Below are 20,056 nucleotides of genomic sequence, written 5' to 3' on the forward strand. Positions count from 1 at the left end.
AAAAGGGGGAAGAGGATGAAGAGAGTGAAGAAGCTATGGGGAATGGGTCTTGCACTGGGACTTTCATTTGCGCTGATGGGATGCACGGCAAATGAGCAGGCTGGAAAAGAAAGCGGAGAAGATAAGGCAAAGACAAGCGGAGAAAAGGTACTGTACTTAAATAATGAAAATGAACCGACTTCGTTTGACCCGCCGATCGGTTTTAATAATGTGTCTTGGCAGCCGTTAAATAACATCATGGAAGGGTTAACGCGCCTCGGTAAAGACAATGAACCGGAGCCGGCGATGGCAGAGAAGTGGTCTGTGTCGAAGGATAAAAAAACGTACACTTTTACGATTCGGGAAAATGCGAAATGGACGAACGGAGACCCTGTGACAGCCGGAGATTTTGAATACGCTTGGAAACGGATGCTTGATCCGAAAACAGGAGCATCTTCCGCGTTTCTCGGCTACTTTATTGAAGGCGGCGAAGCCTATAACAGCGGAAAAGGGAAAAGAGACGATGTGAAGGTGACGGCAAAGGATGATCATACCCTTGAAGTGACACTTGCCGCGCCGCAAAAATATTTCCTGAGCGTGGTGTCAAACCCGGCGTATTTTCCGGTTAACGAAAAAGTTGATAAAGAAAATCCAAAGTGGTTTGCTGAAGCTGATACATTTGTCGGCAACGGCCCGTTTAAACTGGCGGAATGGAAGCATGATGACAGCATCACAATGGAAAAAAGCGATACGTACTGGGATAAAGAAACCGTTAAGCTTGACAAAGTGAAATGGGCAATGGTGAGTGACAGAAATACAGATTACCAAATGTTTCAGTCTGGAGAATTGGACACCGCATACGTACCGGCTGAGCTAAGTGACCAGCTGCTGGATCAAGACAACGTGCACATCGTTGATCAGGCGGGTTTATACTTTTACCGCTTTAATGTCAATATGGAGCCGTTTCAAAATGAAAACATCAGAAAAGCCTTCGCAATGGCTGTTGATCAGAAGGAAATCGTAAAATACGTCACGAAAAACAATGAAAAACCGGCACACGCTTTTGTTTCGCCCGGGTTTACACAGCCTGACGGCAAGGACTTTCGGGAAGCGGGCGGAGACCTGATCACACCAAATGAAAACAAAGCGAAGCAGCTGTTAGAAAAAGGAATGAAGGAAGAGAAGTATGACAAGCTGCCTGCGGTCACGCTTACTTACAGTACGAAACCGGAGCATAAAAAGATTGCTGAAGCCATCCAGCAAAAATTGAAAAATACTCTTGGCGTCGATGTGAAACTGGCCAATATGGAGTGGAACGTGTTTTTAGAGGAGCAAAAAGCGCTTAAGTTCCAATTCTCACAAAGCTCATTTCTGCCTGACTATGCGGACCCTATCAGTTTCCTGGAAGCCTTCCAAACAGGAAATTCGATGAACCGCACAGGCTGGACCAACAAAGAATATGATCAGCTGATGAAGCAGGCGAAAAATGAAGCGGATGAAAAAACGCGTTTTTCACTCATGCATAAGGCGGAAAAGCTTCTCATCAATGAAGCACCGATCATTCCGGTTTATTTCTATAATCAGGTCAATCTGCAAAACGAACATGTAAAGGACATCGTCCGGCACCCAGTCGGCTATATCGATTTAAAATGGGCCGATAAAAACTAACACGGCGATTGAGAAAATACTGCTCTCTTTATGTGAAGGAGCGGTATTTTTTCTCTTATTTATACGTATACGTAGGGGGCAGAGCAAATGAAGGGAGCTGATCGGAGTTGAACCACAAGCCGAACGCACTGAAAAAAGGCGATATAGTCGGTGTCATCGCACCTGCAAGCCCGCCTGATCCGAAAAAGCTTGACACGGCGCTTTTGTTTTTAGAGGAGCTCGGCCTTCAGGTAAAGCTGGGCAAGGCGCTGAAAAACCAGCACGGCTATTTAGCGGGACAGGATGATGAGCGGCTGGCTGATCTGCACGAGATGTTCAAAGACCAGGAGGTGAAAGCGGTGCTGTGCGCATGCGGAGGCTTTGGCACGGGACGGATCGCCTCAAGCATTGATTACAGCTTGCTCCGCAAACACCCTAAAATCTTTTGGGGATACAGTGATATTACGTTTTTACATACCGCCATCCATCAAAACACGGGCCTCGTCACTTTTCACGGGCCGATGCTCAGCTCAGATATAGGCCTGGAAGACGTTCATCCCCTGACAAAAGCGTCGTATCAGCAGCTGTTTCAAGAGACGGCATTCACCTATACAGAAAAACTTTCACCGCTGACGGTGCTTGTTCCGGGAAAAGCGGAAGGGGAGCTTGTCGGCGGCAATCTATCCTTGCTGTCATCTACACTCGGCACGCCGTTTGAGATTGATACGAGGGGAAAGCTCCTGTTTATTGAAGATATTGACGAGGAGCCTTATCAAATTGACCGGATGCTGAATCAGCTGAAAATGGCAGGGAAGCTGTCGGACGCAGCCGGCATTCTTGTTTGTGATTTTCATAACTGCATCCCGGTGAAACGGGAGAAATCTTTGACACTTGAGCAGGTGCTCGAAGACTATATTGTGTCCTCCGGAAGGCCTGCTCTTAGAGGGTTTAAGATTGGCCACTGTTCGCCGAGTATTGCCGTTCCGATCGGTGCGCACGCGGCCATGGATACAGCCAAAAAAACGGTCGTCATTGAGGCGGGCGTTTCTGGAGGGGCGCATTGAGTATGAAAATAATAAAAATAGACACAAAACGGGTCGCTGTGCCGCTGACAAAGCCGTTTAAAACGGCGCTTCGCACAGTGTATACAGCTGAATCTGTGATCGTAACGATCACTTATGACAATGGCGCAATCGGATGGGGAGAAGCGCCTCCGACGATTGTGATTACCGGAGACAGCATGGACAGTATCGAAAGTGCGATACACAACGTCCTAAAGCCGGCACTGCTTGGAAGAAGCCTGTCCGGGTGCGAGGCCATTCTGCATGACATCCAGCATCTTCTGGCAGGAAATCAAAGCGCAAAAGCAGCTGTGGAAATGGCTGTATACGACGGCTGGGCGCAGATGGGCGGGCAGCCGCTTTACCAAATGCTCGGCGGATATCGAAGCACGCTTGAAACGGACTACACCGTCAGTGTGAACCCGCCTGAAGAGATGGCGGCGGATGCAGAGCGTTTTCTTAAACAAGGCTTTCAAACGCTAAAAATAAAGGTTGGCAGAGATGACATTGAGACAGATATCGCCCGTATTCAAGAAGTCAGAAAACGGGTCGGGCCTGGGGCGAGGCTTCGTTTGGATGCCAATCAGGGATGGGCGCCGAAAGAAGCGGTAACCGCTATTCGGAAAATGGAGGATGCCGGCCTGGACATTGAGCTTGTCGAACAGCCTGTCCATAAGGATGATCTTGCCGGGCTCAAGAAAGTGACGGATGCAACGGACACGCCAATCATGGCTGATGAAAGTGTATTTACTCCGCGACAGGCATTCGAAGTCCTTCAAACCCGCAGCGCCGACCTGATCAATATTAAATTGATGAAGGCAGGAGGAATCAGCGGAGCAGAGAAAATCAATGCCATGGCAGAGATTTGCGGGGTGGAGTGCATGGTCGGCAGCATGATCGAAACAAAGCTCGGCATTACAGCTGCGGCGCATTTCGCGGCAAGCAAAAAAAACGTTACGCGCTTTGACTTCGATGCCCCGCTCATGCTGAAAACGGATTTGATCAAGGGCGGAATTGTATACAGCGGCAGCACGATTACGTTGCCAGACAAACCGGGTCTTGGCATTACAGGAGTTGTGCTTCAGAAAGGAGAAACGGAGACATGAACCATACTGTTATATCAGCAGTTGCCAACATATGGACGGCACCTGATTCACCTCGTCCATTTGATCACACAATGCTCGATCCAACCGTGTCGATCAGAGAATGGCTCAAGAGCATGACCTATGATCAGCGGCTTGGGTTATGTAAAGATAATGTGATCCAAACGCAGGTTCTCTTTGGCGAGGAGGTGCTGGTCACGAAGGAACAGGATGAATGGGTGTCTGTCGTTGTGCCCGGCCAGTCATCCCGCAAGGATAAACGCGGATATCCGGGCTGGATGAAAAAGAACCAGCTGATAAGCACAAATCTCACACAATCGAATCACACCGTGTCGATCAGCAAACCAACAGCTTTTTTGTATGGGGATACCCGAGAAAAGGAAATTGAACTGAGCTTCTTAACTGCTCTGCCTCTGATTGGTGAAGAGGACGGCTTTTTCAAAGTAGCGACTCCTATTGGAGATAGGCTTCTGAGACAAACTGATGCGGAGCTTGTTCAGCATAAGAAAGGAACGGCCGAAGACATCATTCAGACAGGGGCATGTTTTCTTGGACTTCCTTATTTATGGGGAGGTATAAGCGGATTTGGATTTGACTGCTCTGGTTTTATGTACAGCTTATTTAAAGCCAATGGGTACAGTATTCCCCGTGATGCGGGAGACCAGGCGAAAACAGGGAAGAAAGTGCCGCTTCACGACATCGGTGCCGGTGATCTGCTATTTTTTGCATATGAAGAAGGAAAAGGAGCAATTCATCACGTGGGTCTGTCCATAGGAGACGGAAAAATGCTTCATTCTCCTAAGACAGGGAAATTGATCGAAATCATCACGCTGAAAAATACAGAATATGAAAAAGAGCTTTGTGCGGCACGCCGCTGTTTTTCAGAATGAGGAGGGAGACACATGACACCACTGCTAGAGGTCAGTCAGCTGAAAATGCATTTTGACGCAGGGAAAAAGCGAACAGTCAAAGCGGTCGACGGGGTAACCTTCCAGGTTCATGAGGGGGAGACGTTCGGGCTTGTCGGGGAATCCGGCTGCGGGAAATCAACCTTGGGAAGAGTGCTGATGCGTCTATACCATCCCACAGAAGGAAGCGTCAAATACCGCGGAACCAATCTTCACGCCCTCAGTGAGAAAGAGCAGTTTGCCTATAACCGCAAACTGCAGATGATTTTTCAGGACCCTTATGCATCACTCAATCCGAGGATGACAGTTCGAGACATCATTCTAGAGCCGATGGAAATTCACAATCTTTACAATACTCATAAAGCGCGGCTTCTTGTTGTGGACGAGCTGCTTGAAGCAGTAGGGCTGCACCCGGATTTCGGCAGCCGTTACCCACATGAATTCAGCGGAGGTCAAAGGCAGAGGATCGGGATTGCCAGAGCGCTGTCATTGAATCCGGAGTTCATCGTAGCGGACGAACCAATTTCTGCGCTTGATGTGTCGGTTCAGGCGCAAGTGGTCAACCTGCTGAAGCGGCTTCAAAAAGAAAAAGGGCTCACGTTTCTGTTTATTGCCCATGATTTATCGATGGTAAAGCATATCAGCGACAGGATCGGCGTTATGTACTTAGGCCACATGATGGAAATTACAGATAGCGGCACATTGTATCGTGAACCGCTGCACCCGTATACGAAGGCGCTGCTGTCTTCGATTCCGATTCCGGACCCTGAGTTAGAGGACAAGCGTGAGCGCATAATTTTAAAAGGGGAGCTGCCGAGTCCGGTTCATCCGCCGAGTGGCTGTGTGTTTCGGACGCGCTGCCCGGAGGCGATGCCTGAATGCGGGGAATCACGCCCTTTGCTTCAAGAAATCGAAGCCGGCCGTTTCGTTGCCTGCCATTTATATCGAAATGCTGAAACGAAAGAAAAGGTGAGATAAATAAAAAGCTGGCTCCGTTGTTAGGAGCCAGCTTTCTTTTATGATTGCTGTAAAAATTTCACGCATACCGGATAAGGGACAGAAACGGTTGAAGGAAGCAGTGTCAGCCGGCCTGTCTCTGTGTCTCTTTCAAACAATACGAGATTGCCTGTTTCTTCGTTTGAAGCGACAAGGAAGGACTCCGTTGGATCCAGCACAAAGTCACGAGGCCAGTTTCCTTCAGTCGACACTCTTTCCACAAATGCCAGCTCGCCTGAATATTGATTCACTTCAAACACAGCGATACTGTCATGGCCGCGGTTTGCTACGTAAACAAAACGGCCGTCCTGAGTGACATGAATGGCGCTTCCCTGGCTGTTATCTGTGAAATCATCAGGAATGGCAGAGACGACTTGAAGTTCTCTGAATTCGCCGGCTGTCGGATTGTATTCAAGCGCAATTACTTCATTGCTTAATTCTGTCATGACATAAGCGTACTTTTCTTTTGGGTGAAAAGCGATATGACGAGGGCCTGCACCTGGAGCGAAGGAATGGCTACCAGATTCCTTCAATTCACCGTCTTTTAGTTGATAGGTGTACAGCTTATCTGTCCCTAAGTCAACCGCTACAACATAATTATGTTCAGGTGTAAAGCCCGCATAGTGTGTATGCGGCTTTTCCTGTCTTTCATGCGGACCCTTTCCTGTATGGGCGGCTTCTGAAGCGGGGGACTGCAAACCTCCGTCTTTTTGAACCGGAAAAGCGTGCACCTTCCCGCTGTGATAGTTGGCTGTCAATACGTATTGCTGATGATCATCGACGCTTACATGACATGGCGATGGGCCATCGATTAACTGATGATTCAGAAATGTTAATTCGCCGCTGTTTTTATCGATTTGATAGGCAGCAACACCGCCTATTCCGTCTGCTTTTTCAATTGAATAAAGAATCGTGTTGTCTTTATTCGGCGTCACATATGTGGGGTTTCCCAGCTTTGCAGCAAGCTTTGGCTCGCTGAGTGTTTTTGTGTCAGTATCCAGCTCAAATGAATAAATGCCTTCACTTCCGCCTTTTGTATATGTTCCGACATATCCTATGTACTTTGTCATGCGATTTCCCCCTTAAAAATGATGTCATCTCTATATTAACGTATCTTAGTGAAATACGCTGTTTAAAACATGAAAAAGGGGAATATTCTTCATTCGCCTCGAATGAGCGGCATCGTACAGCATCTGAAGGCACCGCCTGATTTGATAATTTCTGACAAGTCAATTTCGATGATGTGATAGCCTCTTTTGGATAATTCACGATTGACATGACGATTGCCCGGCAGGCTGATGATGGTCTTTCTGCCGATAGACAGGACATTGGTGCCAAGTGTAAATTGTTCGTTTTCCGGTACCTCAATGAGATTGTAACGGTCTGCCAGCATATCGACTTCCTGCTGCGGAAGGGCTTCAGGATAGATTAACGCTTCGCTTTCAGAAATGATATTAAATACGCAGTCCAAATGCAGAAATTTTTCATGGAGCGGAACTGGGATAATGGTGTATTCAGGAAGCTCTTCTTGCAGCTGGCCGACCGCTGAGATGTCCGTCCGCTGGCTGATTCCGACATAAACGGTATCACCATCTATGACGACGTCACCGCCTTCAATGCTAGTATCGAGCATCCGGGTATAAGGAATCCCTTGATTGTGGAAAAATTCTTTTATCACTGCTTCTTCCCCTTGGCGAATGGGCTCAGTCATGCTGGAAAGAAAGGCTTTTTCCCCGATGACAAAACCGATATCCCGGGTAAATACCTGCTCAGGCAGTCCGTGTTGAACAGGCAAAAGGATGACCTCAATACTGTGTGACCTGAGCTCTTCTACTAAGCGGCTGTGCTGCTCTTTGGCGGTTTTGACCTGAATATTGTCATCTTCAAACTGTTTTTGGGTTTCATTAATCACGTCCTTAATTGTCATATGCTCGGGTTTGCATAAAATAACTTTCTTCAAGGTGCCATATTCTGTTTGGCATACGGTTTTGTGCTGATGTTTTGGTACGGATACATCCATTTGTTTCTCCTCCTGACCGTGTGAAATACGTATATTATTCCCTCATCATCCTGATCATTAAACATTCCAGAAAGAAAACCTCACAGACAAACCATTTTAAATTTTAGACAAATGGATGAGAATATTGTTTAATAGGAGAATATGAGTGCATTTACTAATCGATCAGACATCAAAGGGGAGAAAGGTATGGAAGCACAGGAAACAAAATTTTGTAAAGAGTCAAAGGTTGTAAAAACCAGCAGGGTATTCCCTCTTGATACAAACAATCATAATACGCTGTTTGGCGGAAAACTGATGAGTTATATCGATGATATTGCGTCTATTTCCGCAGCGCGCCATTGCAGACGTGATACGGTAACGGCTTCGATGGACTCTGTCGATTTTCTGAAACCGATCGGGCAAAGGGAGTCTGTCTGCTTGGAATCTTATGTGACGTGGGTGGGCACATCTTCCATGGAGGTGTTTGTGAAAGTCATCAAAGAGCATCTGATGACTGGTGAAAGGGAACTCGCCGCGACATCCTTTTTGACCTTTGTCGCATTAGACTCCAACGGCAAGCCGGTGCCTGTGCCGAGAGTTGTACCGGAGACAGAAGAGGAAATCATGCTGCATAACACAGCGGTTCAGCGTGCAAGTGAACGGAAAAACCGAAAAAAACACAGTCAAGCGCTGGCAAATGTGCTTGGAACAGACAAGCCTTGGTAAACATGAAACCCAAAACAAATTTGTTTTGGGTTTTTTTGTGCCTTCGGATTATTTCGCTGCCGATGCTGATAAACCACAAAGATTAGTCCGTTTTTGCTAGGGAATTCTATGCAAAAGCAACAATTGTCACGTTAAATTGATAATTTTGTGGCAACTTTTTTAAAGATTCATTTAAAATATATCTTTTAAGGGCGGGATCATGTATTTTAAAGGTATATTTAAAATACATCTTTTCGGAAGGGTTGTTAAACGATGTTAGATAATAAAACAATCGAAATCATAAAAAGTACTGTGCCAGTATTACAGCAGCACGGTGAATCCATTACAGGACGTTTTTACGACCTCATGTTCCAAAATCATCCTGAGCTTTTAAACATTTTTAATCAAACAAACCAAAAGAAAAAAACACAGCGTACTGCCTTGGCGAATGCTGTTATTGCAGCTGCCGCCAATATTGACCGGCTTGGCCATATCATTCCGGTCATCAAACAAATCGGCCATAAACACCGCAGTATCGGCATTAAGCCTGAACATTATCCGATTGTCGGCAAATATTTGCTGATTGCCATTAAAGATGTTTTGGGAGATGCAGCGGCTCCTGACATAATGCAGGCGTGGGAGAAAGCGTATGGGGTAATAGCTGACGCATTTATCAGAATTGAAAAAGAAATGTATGAGCAGGCAGAACATCAAACCGGCGGATGGAAGGAGTATAAGCCTTTCGTCATAGCGAAAAAAGTGCGTGAAAGCAAAGAAATTACATCCTTCTATTTGAAACCGGAAGACGGCAAGCCGTTATGTGAATTTCAAGCAGGGCAGTATATCAGCATCAAAGTCCGGATTCCTGATTCTGAATATACGCATATCCGTCAATACAGCCTGTCCGATATGCCGGGAAAAGACTATTATCGAATTTCAGTTAAGAAAGACGGTGTGGTGTCTTCTTATTTACACAATAAGCTGCATGAAGGGGATTCATTAGAAATCAGCGCACCGGCAGGGGATTTTGTTTTAGATTTCTCATCCCGTAAAGATCTCGTTCTGCTTAGTGCCGGAGTTGGCATTACGCCGCTGATCAGCATGCTGAAAACGTCTGTTTCCAAACAGCCTGAGCGGCAGACTGTGTTTATCCATGCTGCGAAAAATAGTGAATACCACGCGCTACGCGATGAAGCAGAAGAGGCAGCAGAGCATTCTTCTGTTAAAACGGCATTTGTGTATCGCGAGCCAACAGAAAAAGACCGAGCAGGTAACATTCAATTTCATGAAGGGCAGATTGATCAGCAGTACCTCAAAGCTCTGATTGCCAATACAGATGCGGATTATTACATTTGCGGTTCACCTTCATTTATCACTCACATGCATAAGCTTGTATCGGAACTCGGATCAGCGCCAGAGTCTATCCATTACGAACTGTTCGGTCCTCAATTAAGTATGGCGAAGTCTATTTCTTAACTACACGCGGCTCTTCTCAAATATTGGGAAGAGCCCTTTTTAGGATAATAGAAGAAGGCGGACGAGCGCCTTCTTCTACATCCGTACAATGACTGATCCGCCTCCGCTGGTGCATACGCGATTTTGCTGCTCTTGAATCGTTCTCAGCAATTCATTGTTCACCTCGATGGCTCTGATCAATTGTTCCATTTTAAGCTCTAAACCGGCCAGCCTGTCAGCTGTATGGTATGGCTGATAGGCTGCGGATTTTTGCTGTATGCTTTCATAGTGCCAATTGGCACTCTTATGCTGATGTTTCATGCTGTCCCTCCAATCAACATGGCTTTCTACTATGTTATGTGCCTGCATTCTGCACGTTCGCCTATTTAGATGCTGGATGAAGAGGTAAAGATATGCATAGCGTTCCGGTCCCAGGGAACAATATATTCATTATGGCTAGCGGATGGAGGGCAATGATCAGTGTTATGGATGGTATGGGCATTTTTACTCAAGCCTGTTATCGTGTTTTCGATTGCTTATATTTTGTTTCGGCTTGCCGGTAAAAAAGCCGTGTCACAAATGAACAATTTTGATTTGCTTTTGACCTTCGCAATCGGAACCATTATCAGTGAGCCGATTCTCACATCCAAACTGCCGATGTCTATTTATTACGCGTGCTCCTTTTTATTGCTTTATCTTCTGATGAGCAAGCTTGCTCTTTCTAATAAGTGGAGGTGGCTGCTGGTGGTCAGTCCGACAGTGTTAATCCGGAACGGGGATATCGATGAGCGCGGACTCAAAAAAGAGAGGCTGACCGTCAATGAGCTGCTCGGAAAACTGAGAGAAAAGGGCTATGCAGATCCGGCTGATATTGACCTTGCCATCATTGAAGAAACGGGAGAAGTAAGCGTGATCCCGACAGAAGAAGCGAGAGCAGTGCAGGTGCGGGATTTGAATATGGAGGCTGAACGGAACTTTATCCCGATTCCCCTCATATTGGACGGCGAGATCCTTGATCACAATTTGAAGTACCTTCAAAAAAACCGAAGCTGGCTGTATGAAAAGCTTGAGGAAAAAGGGCACAGCCCAAAACAGCTGTCTTTGATCACGCTCGGCACGTTAAATGACCGCGGTGACATCTCACTCGATTTGAATACAGCCAACGATTCGCACCATGACCCGTATTTATACAAGCCTGGAAATAACAATTAATTTGTGCCGACATTCTTTCGCGCTTTTTTGATAGATTAGATTGTGCCTTCTGCAAAGGAAATGTTCCCCCTTACGTCAAATGTACACTTAGGTAAGGAGGGAATGGAACATGAGGGACTTATTCATTAGAAAAGACATGGAGCTGACAGTCAGTCTGCTGTATTCCGCAGTGGAAGAAAACAGACTCCGTTTGGCATCTATTGTTAGCCGCATGACTCACAGAGAGCTATATGATAAGGGGTCTCAAACGAAAAACAGCACGGCCCAGCTGCTGCAGCATATCGCAAATGTTGATATAAGATGGGTGTGGCGCATAAAGGAGAATCGGGTCCCTGACCATATTGAAGACATTTACGGCCCGATGACAGATGAAAGCGGACGATTGCCTGAACCAAAGAATCAGCCGGGATTAGAAGAGCTTTTGACAAGGCACCAACATGTCGTAAACGAGCTGAAATCGGTATGTAAGACCTTGACCGAGAACGATTTGCATCAAACGCTTTCTTACGAGGGTGACAAGGCAACAGTAAGATGGGGCATCTGGCATATGGCGGATCATAATCGCTATCATCAAGCCCATATTGAAGCCCTCAAAAAAGAATGGAAGCAGGATATAATCAAAAATGCGCGCTGAAACGAAGCTTGAGACCGAACGGATTCGTTTGCGCTGTATGGAGGACAGGGATCAAGAAGCTTTACTTGAGCTTTTCAGCGACCCTGAAGTGATGAAGTATTATTCCGGTTTAAAAGATAAACAGGAAACCCGCGAGTGGATCGCTTGGAACAAAAGAAATGAAAAAGGGTACCGGGTCAGTCTCTGGATCGCTGAGGACAAACAGTCGGGGGATTTTTTAGGCCAATGCGGAATCGTACCTCAGCAAACTGAAAATGAAACGGCGATGGAAATCGGCTATATGTTTGCACGCCGGCACTGGGGAAACGGCTATGCGCAAGAAGCGGCCAAAGCCTGCCTGGAATATGGCTTCAATCACCGGCAGTACGGCAAAATTGCGGCTTTGATTGACCCGGATAACAAAGCGTCTATACGGGTGGCGGAGAAAATCGGCATGCTTTACAGCCGGACGATCAGAAAATGGAATAAACCGATTGCTGTGTATGAAAGAAAATCTTACAATTGAAGACAGCATTGAGGTGTAGTATCATAAGACCAGATAAAGTTTTCTAGGGTTCCGCATGTTAATTGACATGGACTGGTCCGAGAGAAAACACATATGCGCATCATAACAGCGCATATGCACACGGAGGGAAAAAAGCCCGGGAGAGTCAAGCTCATTAGAGTCGACTGTCCGGGGTTTTTTTGTTTTCGGACAATGTAGAAAGAAAGGAATGATGTGATATGAAATGGGGATTGGTTGTGCTGGCCGCCGTGTTTGAGGTTGTTTGGGTTGTGGGCTTAAAGCATGCTGACTCACTCTTAACATGGAGCGGCACTGCCGTCGGTATCATAGTTAGCTTTTATTTATTAATGAAGGCGACAAGCAGCCTGCCGGTCGGTACTGTATACGCCGTCTTTACAGGTCTTGGCACAGCAGGAACGGTGATGAGTGAAATGTTTCTGTTTCACGAACCGGTCGGATGGCCGAAGCTCGTGTTAATCGGTGTGCTCTTAATCGGTGTGATCGGATTGAAGCTTGTGACACAGGATGAGGCTGATGAAAAAGGAGGCGAGGCATAATGCTTCATTGGATCAGTTTATTAGGCGCGGGCTTTTTGGAAATGGCAGGCGTCGCACTTATGAATCAATTTGCGAAAGAAAAAAGCGCGAAATGGGTGGTGCTGATCATTATCGGTTTTGCCGCCTCATTTTCCTTATTATCGTTTGCTATGGAAACCATTCCGATGGGCACCGCTTACGCCGTTTGGACAGGCATTGGCACCGCGGGCGGGGCGCTTATCGGCATTCTCTTTTACAATGAGCAGAAAGACGCCAAACGGATCTTCTTTATCGCTTTAATCTTGTGCTCGGCCGTCGGTTTAAAAATTCTGTCATAAATTGATTTTTATCAAATCTTCAGTATAATGGATAATTAGTCTAGACTTACAAAGATAAGAGGGATTATTCATGAAATCATATATGACCCAGCGGTTAAATGAATACCGTGACGGAAATGAAGATAAAGGGCGCCTCTTGGTCAGCTGTCCCGACCAGCCGGGAATTGTTGCTGCGGTTTCTGCGTTTTTATTGGAACATGGCGCCAATATTATTGAATCCAATCAATACACGACAGATCCTGAAGGCGGGCGTTTTTTCCTGAGAATTGACTTCGATTGCAAGGGCATTCAGGAGAAAAAAGAAAAACTCCAGGACGCGTTTTCGTCTATTGCGGATACATTCGACATGACGTGGAGCTTAACGATGGCCAGCGAGCTCAAGCGTGTCGCTATTTTTGTATCAAAGGAGCTTCACTGTCTGCATGAGCTCATTTGGGAATGGCAAACAGGCAATCTCATGGCGGAAATCGCGGTTGTCATCAGCAACCATGAAGATGCGAGAGACCTTGTTGAACCGCTGAATATTCCATTCCACTATTTAAAAGCGAACAAAGATATCAGAGCGGAAGTGGAGAAACAGCAGCTTGAACTGCTGGAGCAATATGATATTGATGTGATCGTTCTTGCTCGCTACATGCAGATCTTAACGCCTGATTTTGTGTCAGCTCACCCGAATCGAATCATTAATATCCACCATTCCTTCCTGCCTGCTTTTATCGGTGCCAATCCGTATAAACGGGCTTATGAGCGGGGGGTCAAATTGATTGGCGCAACTTCTCACTATGTCACAAATGACCTAGATGAAGGGCCGATCATTGAACAGGACATTGAGCGTGTTGACCACCGCGACAATGCCGACGCGCTGAAAAATATCGGCAGAACGATCGAACGCAGCGTTCTTGCCCGCGCTGTGAAATGGCACTTAGAAGACCGTGTCATCGTTCACGAAAATAAAACAATTGTCTTTAACTAGACTGCCAGGCGCCCGCGTAATGCGGGTTTTTTTGATGTGTAAAAAACCTTGACAAGAAGCCTTTTTCTTTGCATAATATAAAAAAATCATTGAGCGTTGAAGAGGATTAGTAAGCAGATCTTTCTGTGACAGAGAGCAAAATGAGTGGCTGAAACATTTTGCCGCATGAAACCTGCCGAACCTGCCTTGGAGTCTTAGGGGGAAAACCTAGGCGCATAACCTGGCGTTACAGGGAAGCGGAACGTGCTGAAGTGCGTTCAAACAAGGTGGTACCACGGAAACCCATTTCGTCCTTATCAATAAGGATGAAATGGGTTTTTTTATTGTAAGTTGGCTGGCGAAAAGCCGCGGAGGAGAATAAATGAAAAAACAAAGAATAGTAGTGAAGATAGGAAGCAGTTCGCTTACAAATAGCAACGGAAGCATTGATGAGGTAAAAATTAGAGAACACGTTCAGGCAATTTCTCTTTTGAAAAAAGCGGGGCATGAACTGATTTTGATTACCTCGGGAGCAGTAGCGGCGGGGTTCTCCAGTCTCGGTTATCCGTCCCGTCCCGTTACCATCAAGGGAAAACAGGCGGCAGCAGCGGTCGGACAAACACTGTTAATGCAGCAATACATGAATCAATTTAAACAATACTCACTTACCCCGGGACAAATCCTTTTGACGAGAAATGATTTTTCGAAAAGAGAGCGGTATCGAAACGCGTATGCAACGATAATGGAATTACTGGAGCGCGGCGTCATTCCGATTATCAATGAAAATGACTCTACATCTGTTGAAGAATTGACATTCGGGGATAATGACATGCTTTCTGCGTTGGTCAGCGGTTTGATTCATGCGGACCAGCTCATGATTCTCACTGACATTAACGGGCTGTATGATGCCAATCCGAATGAAAATCCTGATGCGAAGCGATTTGATTACCTGCCGGAGATCACCCCTGAATTGCTGGGATACGCGGGTTCAGCTGGATCAAAGGTCGGCACTGGCGGTATGAAATCAAAGCTGCTGGCCGCACAAACAGCACTGTCTCTTGGGGTCAAAGTATTCATCGGAACAGGCAGCGGTGAACAAAAGCTGGCGGATATTCTAGACGGCAGGGGAGATGGGACTTATATCGGCGACAAGGAGCTATCCTCAGTCAACAATACGAGACAATGGATTCAATTCCACTCGCCAATATCAGGAGAAATTGTCATTGACGCGGGTGCCCAAGATGCGATGGTTTATAACGGAAGCAGTCTTTTACCGGCTGGCGTAGTGGGCGTGAACGGAAGCTTTCCAAAAGGGGCTGTCGTGGAAGTCCGTGGACCGGGCGGTGTGATTGGCAAAGGCCAGACCCATTATTCATCTGAGGAAATTATGGAGGCAAAAGGCAAACGAAGCAATGAGCTTGATTTTGACAAAACGTTTGAGGTCATTCACAGGAATGACTGGGTCAACTTAAAAGACTAGGGGGCGGAAAAATGAGTGAAGTTTCTGTAAAAGCGAAGCTGGCAAAAGAAGCAGCAGCTGAAATGATGATGAAAACAACGGCTGAAAAGAATGAGGCGCTCAGTCTCATTGCAAACGGACTCCGGAAAGAATTGGATTTTCTCTTATCGGAAAATGCAAAAGACATAAAGAACGGAAAAGCAAATGGGTTAACACCCGATGTCATTGACCGTCTCACGCTGGATGAGAAACGCATACGCGACATCGCGGATGCGGTAGAGCTATTGATTGATCTGGATGACCCAGTCGGCGAATCTCTTGAAACAATTGAAAAAGAGAACGGTCTGTTTATTGAAAAAATCCGTGTGCCGCTCGGAGTTGCCGGAATGATTTATGAGGCGAGGCCAAACGTCACAGTTGATGCAGCTACCCTTTGCCTGAAAACAGGGAATGCGGTTGTCCTGCGGGGGAGCTCCTCAGCCATTCACAGCAACAAAGCACTCGTCATTGTTATTCACAGAGCGCTTGAGAAGTCAGTGCTTCCCATCAACGCTGTGCAGCTGATTGAGGATACGAGCAGAGAGACAGCCAAAGAACTCTTTACGTTAAATGACGGCTTGGATGTATTGATTCCGCGCGGTGGCAAAAAACTGATCGATCTCGTTGTTAGAGAATCAACAGTCCCAGTATTAGAAACCGGAGCAGGCAACTGTCATATTTTCATAGATGAAACGGCAAATCCGGAAATGGCAGAAAGGGTCGTTGTAAACGCCAAAACGCAGCGCCCTTCCGTTTGCAACGCGATTGAATCACTGCTGATCCACAAAGCATGGGCAGAGCAGCACGGAAAAGAATTGCTGACGCAGCTGGAAAAAGCGGGAGTCGAAATCCGCGGTGATGAATTCGTATGTGGACTTCATTCTTCAAGCAAACAGGCGTCAGAAGAAGATTGGGGAACGGAATACTTAGGGCCTGCCATCAGTGTAAAGACGGTTGAAAGTGTACAGGAAGCTGTACAGCATATCCAGAAATACGGCACTAATCATTCTGAAGCCATTTTAACTGAAAACGATAAGCATGCAGCTTACTTTCAAACGGCTGTCGATGCCGCCGCGGTTTATCATAACGCGTCAACCCGTTTTACCGATGGCTTTGAATTTGGCTACGGAGCAGAAATCGGCATCAGTACACAAAAGCTTCATGCAAGAGGACCGATGGGTCTTCCTGCATTAACTTCTACAAAATATATCATTAAAGGAACAGGACAAATCCGCGAATAGCGGGGCAATGTTCGATGAAAAAGCTTATCTCGTAACGGGATAAGCTTTTTTGTGCGCTGAAAAATTGACACAATAAATTATATTGTGTACAATTAAATTGTATAAAATATATTTAGGGGGATACAAAAATGAGTCAGCCATTATTTACAGCGTCTGTTTCAGCGGTAGGAGGAAGAGAAGGAAAGGTGATTTCATCAGACCGCGTTCTCGAGCTCGATGTCGCAATGCCGGGAACACCGAGAGCAAAGAAATTAGAAAAAGCGACAAATCCGGAGCAGCTGTTTGCGGCAGGTTACGCAGCTTGCTTTGACAGTGCACTTCAGCTTGTAGCAAGAACAGAACGAGTAAAAGTGGAGACAGAGGTTACGGCGCATGTCAGCCTGCTAAAGGATGAAGCAGATCAAGGCTACAAACTGGGTGTGACGCTGCAGGTGAAAGGAAAAGGAGTCAGTGCATCAGAATTACAGGCACTTGTCCAAAAAGCGCACGGTGTCTGCCCTTATTCAAAAGCAACCTCAGGCAATATCGATGTCACATTGGAAGTCGCTGAATAAAAAATGAGGATGCCTCACATAGGGCATCCTCATTTTTTTTGGTGCAGGGTTTCAAGCAATGTATATAGAGCCGATTTTAAGTGTTTTAATTCCTCGCCGGACTGGCCTGAGAGTGCCAGAATCGTTCCCGGAATATCAGCCGCTTTTTCTTTTAATAACGTTCCGTTCTCTGTCAGGCTGATCATTACCAACCGCTCATCCTCTTCAGCTCTTTTTCTTGTAATCAAGTCCTGCTGCTCCATCCGTTTCAGCATCGGTGTCAGCGTTCCGGAATCCAAATACAGAAGCTCGCCCATTTTTTTGACGGAAAGTGTTTCGTGTTCCCACAATAAAAGCAAAGCCAAATATTGAGGGTATGTCACATTCAGCTTTTCAAGCAGCGGCTTGTACTGCTTTGTCATTTCCCGCGAACTCGCATAAAGCAAAAAACAAAGCTGATTCTCTAATTTCATATGATCAAATCCATTTTCCATCTGTGTTCACCAACTCTTTCTGACATTACATACTATTGTAGCTGAAAAACACCACTTTTCCTATTCTCGGCAAACAAAACATGTTTAAAAAGATGTGTATGGGAAATATAACAACTAAAGACAAATAAGGAGGCTGAAAACAAATGGCATTATTTACAGCAAAAGCCACTGCTCGCGGTGGACGTTCAGGACATATTCAATCAGATGACGGGGTTCTCGATTTTGACATTGTCATGCCCAATGCAAAAAAAGAAGGACAAACCGGTACAAACCCGGAACAGCTCTTTGCCGCAGGCTATGCAGCATGCTTTGGCGGCGCGCTTGAACACGTGGCCAAAGAACAAAATATTGACATTGATTCAGAAATAGAAGGCCAGGTCAGCCTCATGAAGGATGAGAAAGACGGCGGTTTTAAAATCGGAGTCACACTAGTCGTCAATACAAAGGGATTGGATCGGGATCAGGCCCAAAAGCTTGTCGAGGCTGCCCATGAATTCTGCCCTTATTCTAAAGCAACAAGAGGAAATGTTGATGTGAAATTGGAATTAAAATAATTTGCGGCATCCTGAGAGTTCTCAGGATGTTTTTTTGCGGATAATAACGGATTGGTTATGATCTTTTCGAAGTGTGAATACATGTAGTATAGGTGGATTCAGACTAGAGAAAAGGTGAGCAAATGAAAAGACCGAAGCTGTCAGTTTGTATGATTGTTAAAAATGAAGAACGTCATATTGTCCGCTGTTTAGAAAGCGTGGAGCATATTGCTGATGAAATCATTGTCGTTGATACCGGATCAAACGATCAAACAGAAGAAATTTGCAGAAGTTTTCATGCTCAAGTCTATCATCATCGGTGGACACAGGATTATTCGCAAGCAAGAAACATCAGTTTACAGCATGCCAAGGGTGAGTGGATTTTGATTTTGGATGCAGATGAAGAGTTAGACTTGGATACGGGAAGCTTGTTGCGTTCACTGCTGAATGACTGCAGGCAGTCCCTTGGTTACGTGAAGGTTATAAACTATACGGGAAAGCAATGGGATGAAAACGAAGCATTTGAACAAATGCAAATCAGGCTGATACGGAATCAGCGGAAAATAAATTTTAAGGGAAGAATTTGCGAAAAGCCCGTGGGTGAGGAGGCAAGCGGCGCTTTCTCTCTCCCTTGTGTTATTCACCATTACGGCTATCTGGAGCAGGAGGCAAAGTGTAAGCATAAACACAATGTAAGCATTTTGAATACAGAATTATCGTCGTCATATGCCGACCCGCTTCTCATTTATCAAAAAGCAGCTGAGTACGACAGAGGCGGCGAACCGAGCAAAGCCATCCGCTTGGCAATGAATTTCATAAATGAATGTAACAGCAAAAAGCAAATTCCTCCAGCGATTATATATTATATCAAGTTTAAACTCCTCATTGATACTGAACGGTATGAAGAAGCTGAACGGGATATTGATGAAGCGCTGCGGCATTATCCGGATTACAGCACCCTTTACTACTACAAAGGGATAATGATGTATCAGCATAAAAAAGTCAGAGAAGCGATTACAGCATTTGAATCCTGTCTGCAAACGCAAGGTGAAAACCATCAGTACGTACAGGTGAAAGGAGCCGCTGATTTTCGATCCCTTTGCTGGCTGGGTGTCTGTCACGCTGAATTGAATCAACATATGACAGCAGTTTTATATTTTCAAAAAGCGCTGAAAGCGAACCCGAGGTGTACTCAGGCACAGCAACTGCTCAGCGAATTAACAAAGGATCAGGCCGTACATGCCTGATCCTTTAATATTCTTTTTTATGGTCAACATCCCGCCATGCTTGGAACGGAGACAAATGCTCCGCAAGAGTCACGTGATAAAAGGGGATCGTTCTCTCTTCAGTAGGTTTATCAATTTCTTCATAAATATATGAATCATCAAATCCTGCTTCAGTAGCATCTGTATGCTCAGCAGCAAAGTAAACGGCTTTCGGCCGGGCCCAGTAGATGGCGCCTAAGCACATGGGGCATGGCTCGCAGCTCGTATACAACATGCAGTCATCCAGCTGGTATGTCCCAAGTGCTTTACAGGCGTTTCGAATAGCAGTCACTTCCGCGTGGGCAGTCGGATCATTGCTTGTAGTGACGTTGTTCTGTCCCTCGGCTATAATAATTCCATCCTTCACGATAACGGCTCCGAAAGGCCCGCCGATTCCAGCTTTCACTCCTTCACGTGCAAGCTCGACAGCCCGCTTTAAAAACGCTTCATGATTCATCCCAA

General features: G+C 45.9%; 23 protein-coding genes and 1 riboswitch. Of the genes, 18 read left to right on the forward strand and 5 right to left on the reverse strand.

What is annotated here, in order from left to right; genetic code table 11:
* The first annotated feature begins 15 nt into the window (after positions 1 to 15).
* The 5 genes from dppE (at position 16) to NST56_RS07550 (ending at position 5,676) form a co-directional block, all read left to right on the forward strand.
* Positions 16 to 1,647: a dipeptide ABC transporter substrate-binding protein DppE gene (dppE, locus tag NST56_RS07530; RefSeq protein WP_339181097.1), complete on the forward strand. Its 1,632-nt coding sequence runs from the start codon at positions 16 to 18 to the stop codon at positions 1,645 to 1,647.
* Positions 1,648 to 1,754: 107 nt separating this feature from the next.
* Positions 1,755 to 2,690, forward strand: coding sequence for an LD-carboxypeptidase (locus NST56_RS07535; RefSeq protein ID WP_286058648.1), 936 nt, complete (start codon positions 1,755 to 1,757; stop codon positions 2,688 to 2,690).
* Positions 2,691 to 2,692: 2 nt separating this feature from the next.
* Positions 2,693 to 3,793 (forward strand): L-Ala-D/L-Glu epimerase, encoded by a 1,101-nt coding sequence (gene ykfB, locus NST56_RS07540; RefSeq protein WP_339181101.1) that lies wholly within the window; start codon positions 2,693 to 2,695, stop codon positions 3,791 to 3,793.
* Entirely contained in the window at positions 3,790 to 4,680 is an 891-nt protein-coding gene (locus NST56_RS07545; RefSeq protein ID WP_339181103.1) for a C40 family peptidase, read from the forward strand. Before ykfB ends, NST56_RS07545 begins: the two co-directional genes overlap by 4 nt.
* 12 nt (positions 4,681 to 4,692) lie before the next feature.
* On the forward strand, positions 4,693 to 5,676 hold the full coding sequence (locus NST56_RS07550) for an oligopeptide/dipeptide ABC transporter ATP-binding protein (RefSeq protein WP_010333942.1): 984 nt from the start codon (positions 4,693 to 4,695) through the stop codon (positions 5,674 to 5,676).
* Between the two features lie 38 nt (positions 5,677 to 5,714).
* On the opposite strand, the gene NST56_RS07555 is transcribed toward NST56_RS07550, so the two are convergent.
* Together NST56_RS07555 and NST56_RS07560 are read right to left on the reverse strand one after the other, a co-directional pair.
* Complete coding sequence (locus tag NST56_RS07555) at positions 5,715 to 6,764, reverse strand: lactonase family protein (protein WP_326201986.1); 1,050 nt, start codon at positions 6,762 to 6,764, stop codon at positions 5,715 to 5,717.
* An 89-nt stretch (positions 6,765 to 6,853) separates the two neighbouring features.
* Positions 6,854 to 7,714 (reverse strand): dimethylarginine dimethylaminohydrolase family protein, encoded by an 861-nt coding sequence (locus NST56_RS07560; RefSeq protein WP_010333944.1) that lies wholly within the window; start codon positions 7,712 to 7,714, stop codon positions 6,854 to 6,856.
* 186 nt (positions 7,715 to 7,900) lie between these two features.
* On the opposite strand from NST56_RS07560, the gene NST56_RS07565 reads away from it, so the two are divergent.
* Both NST56_RS07565 and hmpA read left to right on the forward strand, forming a co-directional pair.
* Positions 7,901 to 8,419 carry an acyl-CoA thioesterase gene (locus NST56_RS07565; protein WP_339181109.1) on the forward strand — a complete coding sequence of 173 codons (519 nt, stop codon included), beginning with the start codon at positions 7,901 to 7,903 and terminating at the stop codon, positions 8,417 to 8,419.
* A gap of 252 nt (positions 8,420 to 8,671) precedes the next feature.
* On the forward strand, positions 8,672 to 9,874 hold the full coding sequence (gene hmpA, locus NST56_RS07570) for an NO-inducible flavohemoprotein (protein ID WP_339181110.1): 1,203 nt from the start codon (positions 8,672 to 8,674) through the stop codon (positions 9,872 to 9,874).
* 75 nt (positions 9,875 to 9,949) lie between these two features.
* On the opposite strand, the gene NST56_RS07575 is transcribed toward hmpA, so the two are convergent.
* Positions 9,950 to 10,174, reverse strand: coding sequence for a hypothetical protein (locus NST56_RS07575; RefSeq protein WP_010333948.1), 225 nt, complete (start codon positions 10,172 to 10,174; stop codon positions 9,950 to 9,952).
* Positions 10,175 to 10,333: 159 nt separating this feature from the next.
* On the opposite strand from NST56_RS07575, the gene NST56_RS07580 reads away from it, so the two are divergent.
* From NST56_RS07580 to NST56_RS07620, 9 genes are all read left to right on the forward strand, one after another.
* Entirely contained in the window at positions 10,334 to 11,065 is a 732-nt protein-coding gene (locus NST56_RS07580) for a DUF421 domain-containing protein (RefSeq protein ID WP_339181112.1), read from the forward strand.
* Between the two features lie 109 nt (positions 11,066 to 11,174).
* A complete protein-coding gene (locus NST56_RS07585; RefSeq protein ID WP_339181115.1) occupies positions 11,175 to 11,699 on the forward strand; it encodes a DinB family protein in 525 nt (174 codons plus the stop codon).
* Positions 11,689 to 12,204, forward strand: coding sequence for a GNAT family N-acetyltransferase (locus NST56_RS07590; protein WP_010333951.1), 516 nt, complete (start codon positions 11,689 to 11,691; stop codon positions 12,202 to 12,204). Before NST56_RS07585 ends, NST56_RS07590 begins: the two co-directional genes overlap by 11 nt.
* 32 nt (positions 12,205 to 12,236) lie before the next feature.
* A riboswitch (guanidine-I (ykkC/yxkD leader) is annotated at positions 12,237 to 12,349 on the forward strand.
* A gap of 73 nt (positions 12,350 to 12,422) precedes the next feature.
* Positions 12,423 to 12,761 (forward strand): multidrug efflux SMR transporter, encoded by a 339-nt coding sequence (locus NST56_RS07595; RefSeq protein WP_229148014.1) that lies wholly within the window; start codon positions 12,423 to 12,425, stop codon positions 12,759 to 12,761.
* On the forward strand, positions 12,761 to 13,078 hold the full coding sequence (locus tag NST56_RS07600; RefSeq protein ID WP_010333953.1) for a multidrug efflux SMR transporter: 318 nt from the start codon (positions 12,761 to 12,763) through the stop codon (positions 13,076 to 13,078). Before NST56_RS07595 ends, NST56_RS07600 begins: the two co-directional genes overlap by 1 nt.
* Before the next feature lie 70 nt (positions 13,079 to 13,148).
* Positions 13,149 to 14,051: a formyltetrahydrofolate deformylase gene (gene purU, locus NST56_RS07605; RefSeq protein ID WP_168747561.1), complete on the forward strand. Its 903-nt coding sequence runs from the start codon at positions 13,149 to 13,151 to the stop codon at positions 14,049 to 14,051.
* 361 nt (positions 14,052 to 14,412) lie between these two features.
* Positions 14,413 to 15,510 carry a glutamate 5-kinase gene (proB, locus tag NST56_RS07610; protein ID WP_339181120.1) on the forward strand — a complete coding sequence of 366 codons (1,098 nt, stop codon included), beginning with the start codon at positions 14,413 to 14,415 and terminating at the stop codon, positions 15,508 to 15,510.
* Between the two features lie 11 nt (positions 15,511 to 15,521).
* A complete protein-coding gene (gene proA / locus NST56_RS07615) occupies positions 15,522 to 16,769 on the forward strand; it encodes a glutamate-5-semialdehyde dehydrogenase (protein ID WP_339181123.1) in 1,248 nt (415 codons plus the stop codon).
* A 128-nt stretch (positions 16,770 to 16,897) separates the two neighbouring features.
* Complete coding sequence (locus NST56_RS07620; protein ID WP_010333956.1) at positions 16,898 to 17,323, forward strand: organic hydroperoxide resistance protein; 426 nt, start codon at positions 16,898 to 16,900, stop codon at positions 17,321 to 17,323.
* A 29-nt stretch (positions 17,324 to 17,352) separates the two neighbouring features.
* On the opposite strand, the gene NST56_RS07625 is transcribed toward NST56_RS07620, so the two are convergent.
* Complete coding sequence (locus tag NST56_RS07625) at positions 17,353 to 17,796, reverse strand: MarR family transcriptional regulator (RefSeq protein WP_326197169.1); 444 nt, start codon at positions 17,794 to 17,796, stop codon at positions 17,353 to 17,355.
* A 143-nt stretch (positions 17,797 to 17,939) separates the two neighbouring features.
* Between NST56_RS07625 and NST56_RS07630 the strand changes: the two genes are divergently transcribed.
* Positions 17,940 to 18,350, forward strand: a complete 411-nt coding sequence (locus NST56_RS07630; RefSeq protein ID WP_010333958.1) for an organic hydroperoxide resistance protein — start codon at positions 17,940 to 17,942, stop codon at positions 18,348 to 18,350.
* Positions 18,351 to 18,472: 122 nt separating this feature from the next.
* Positions 18,473 to 19,576, forward strand: coding sequence for a glycosyltransferase (locus NST56_RS07635; protein WP_339181127.1), 1,104 nt, complete (start codon positions 18,473 to 18,475; stop codon positions 19,574 to 19,576).
* Between the two features lie 4 nt (positions 19,577 to 19,580).
* Here NST56_RS07635 and NST56_RS07640 read toward each other — a convergent pair whose 3' ends face one another.
* Positions 19,581 to 20,051 (reverse strand): nucleoside deaminase, encoded by a 471-nt coding sequence (locus NST56_RS07640; protein ID WP_339181130.1) that lies wholly within the window; start codon positions 20,049 to 20,051, stop codon positions 19,581 to 19,583.
* Positions 20,052 to 20,056: the final 5 nt, after the last annotated feature.

It is taken from the genome of Bacillus sp. FSL R5-0560, assembly GCF_037966305.1.
Classification (GTDB): Bacteria; Bacillota; Bacilli; order Bacillales; family Bacillaceae; genus Bacillus; species Bacillus mojavensis.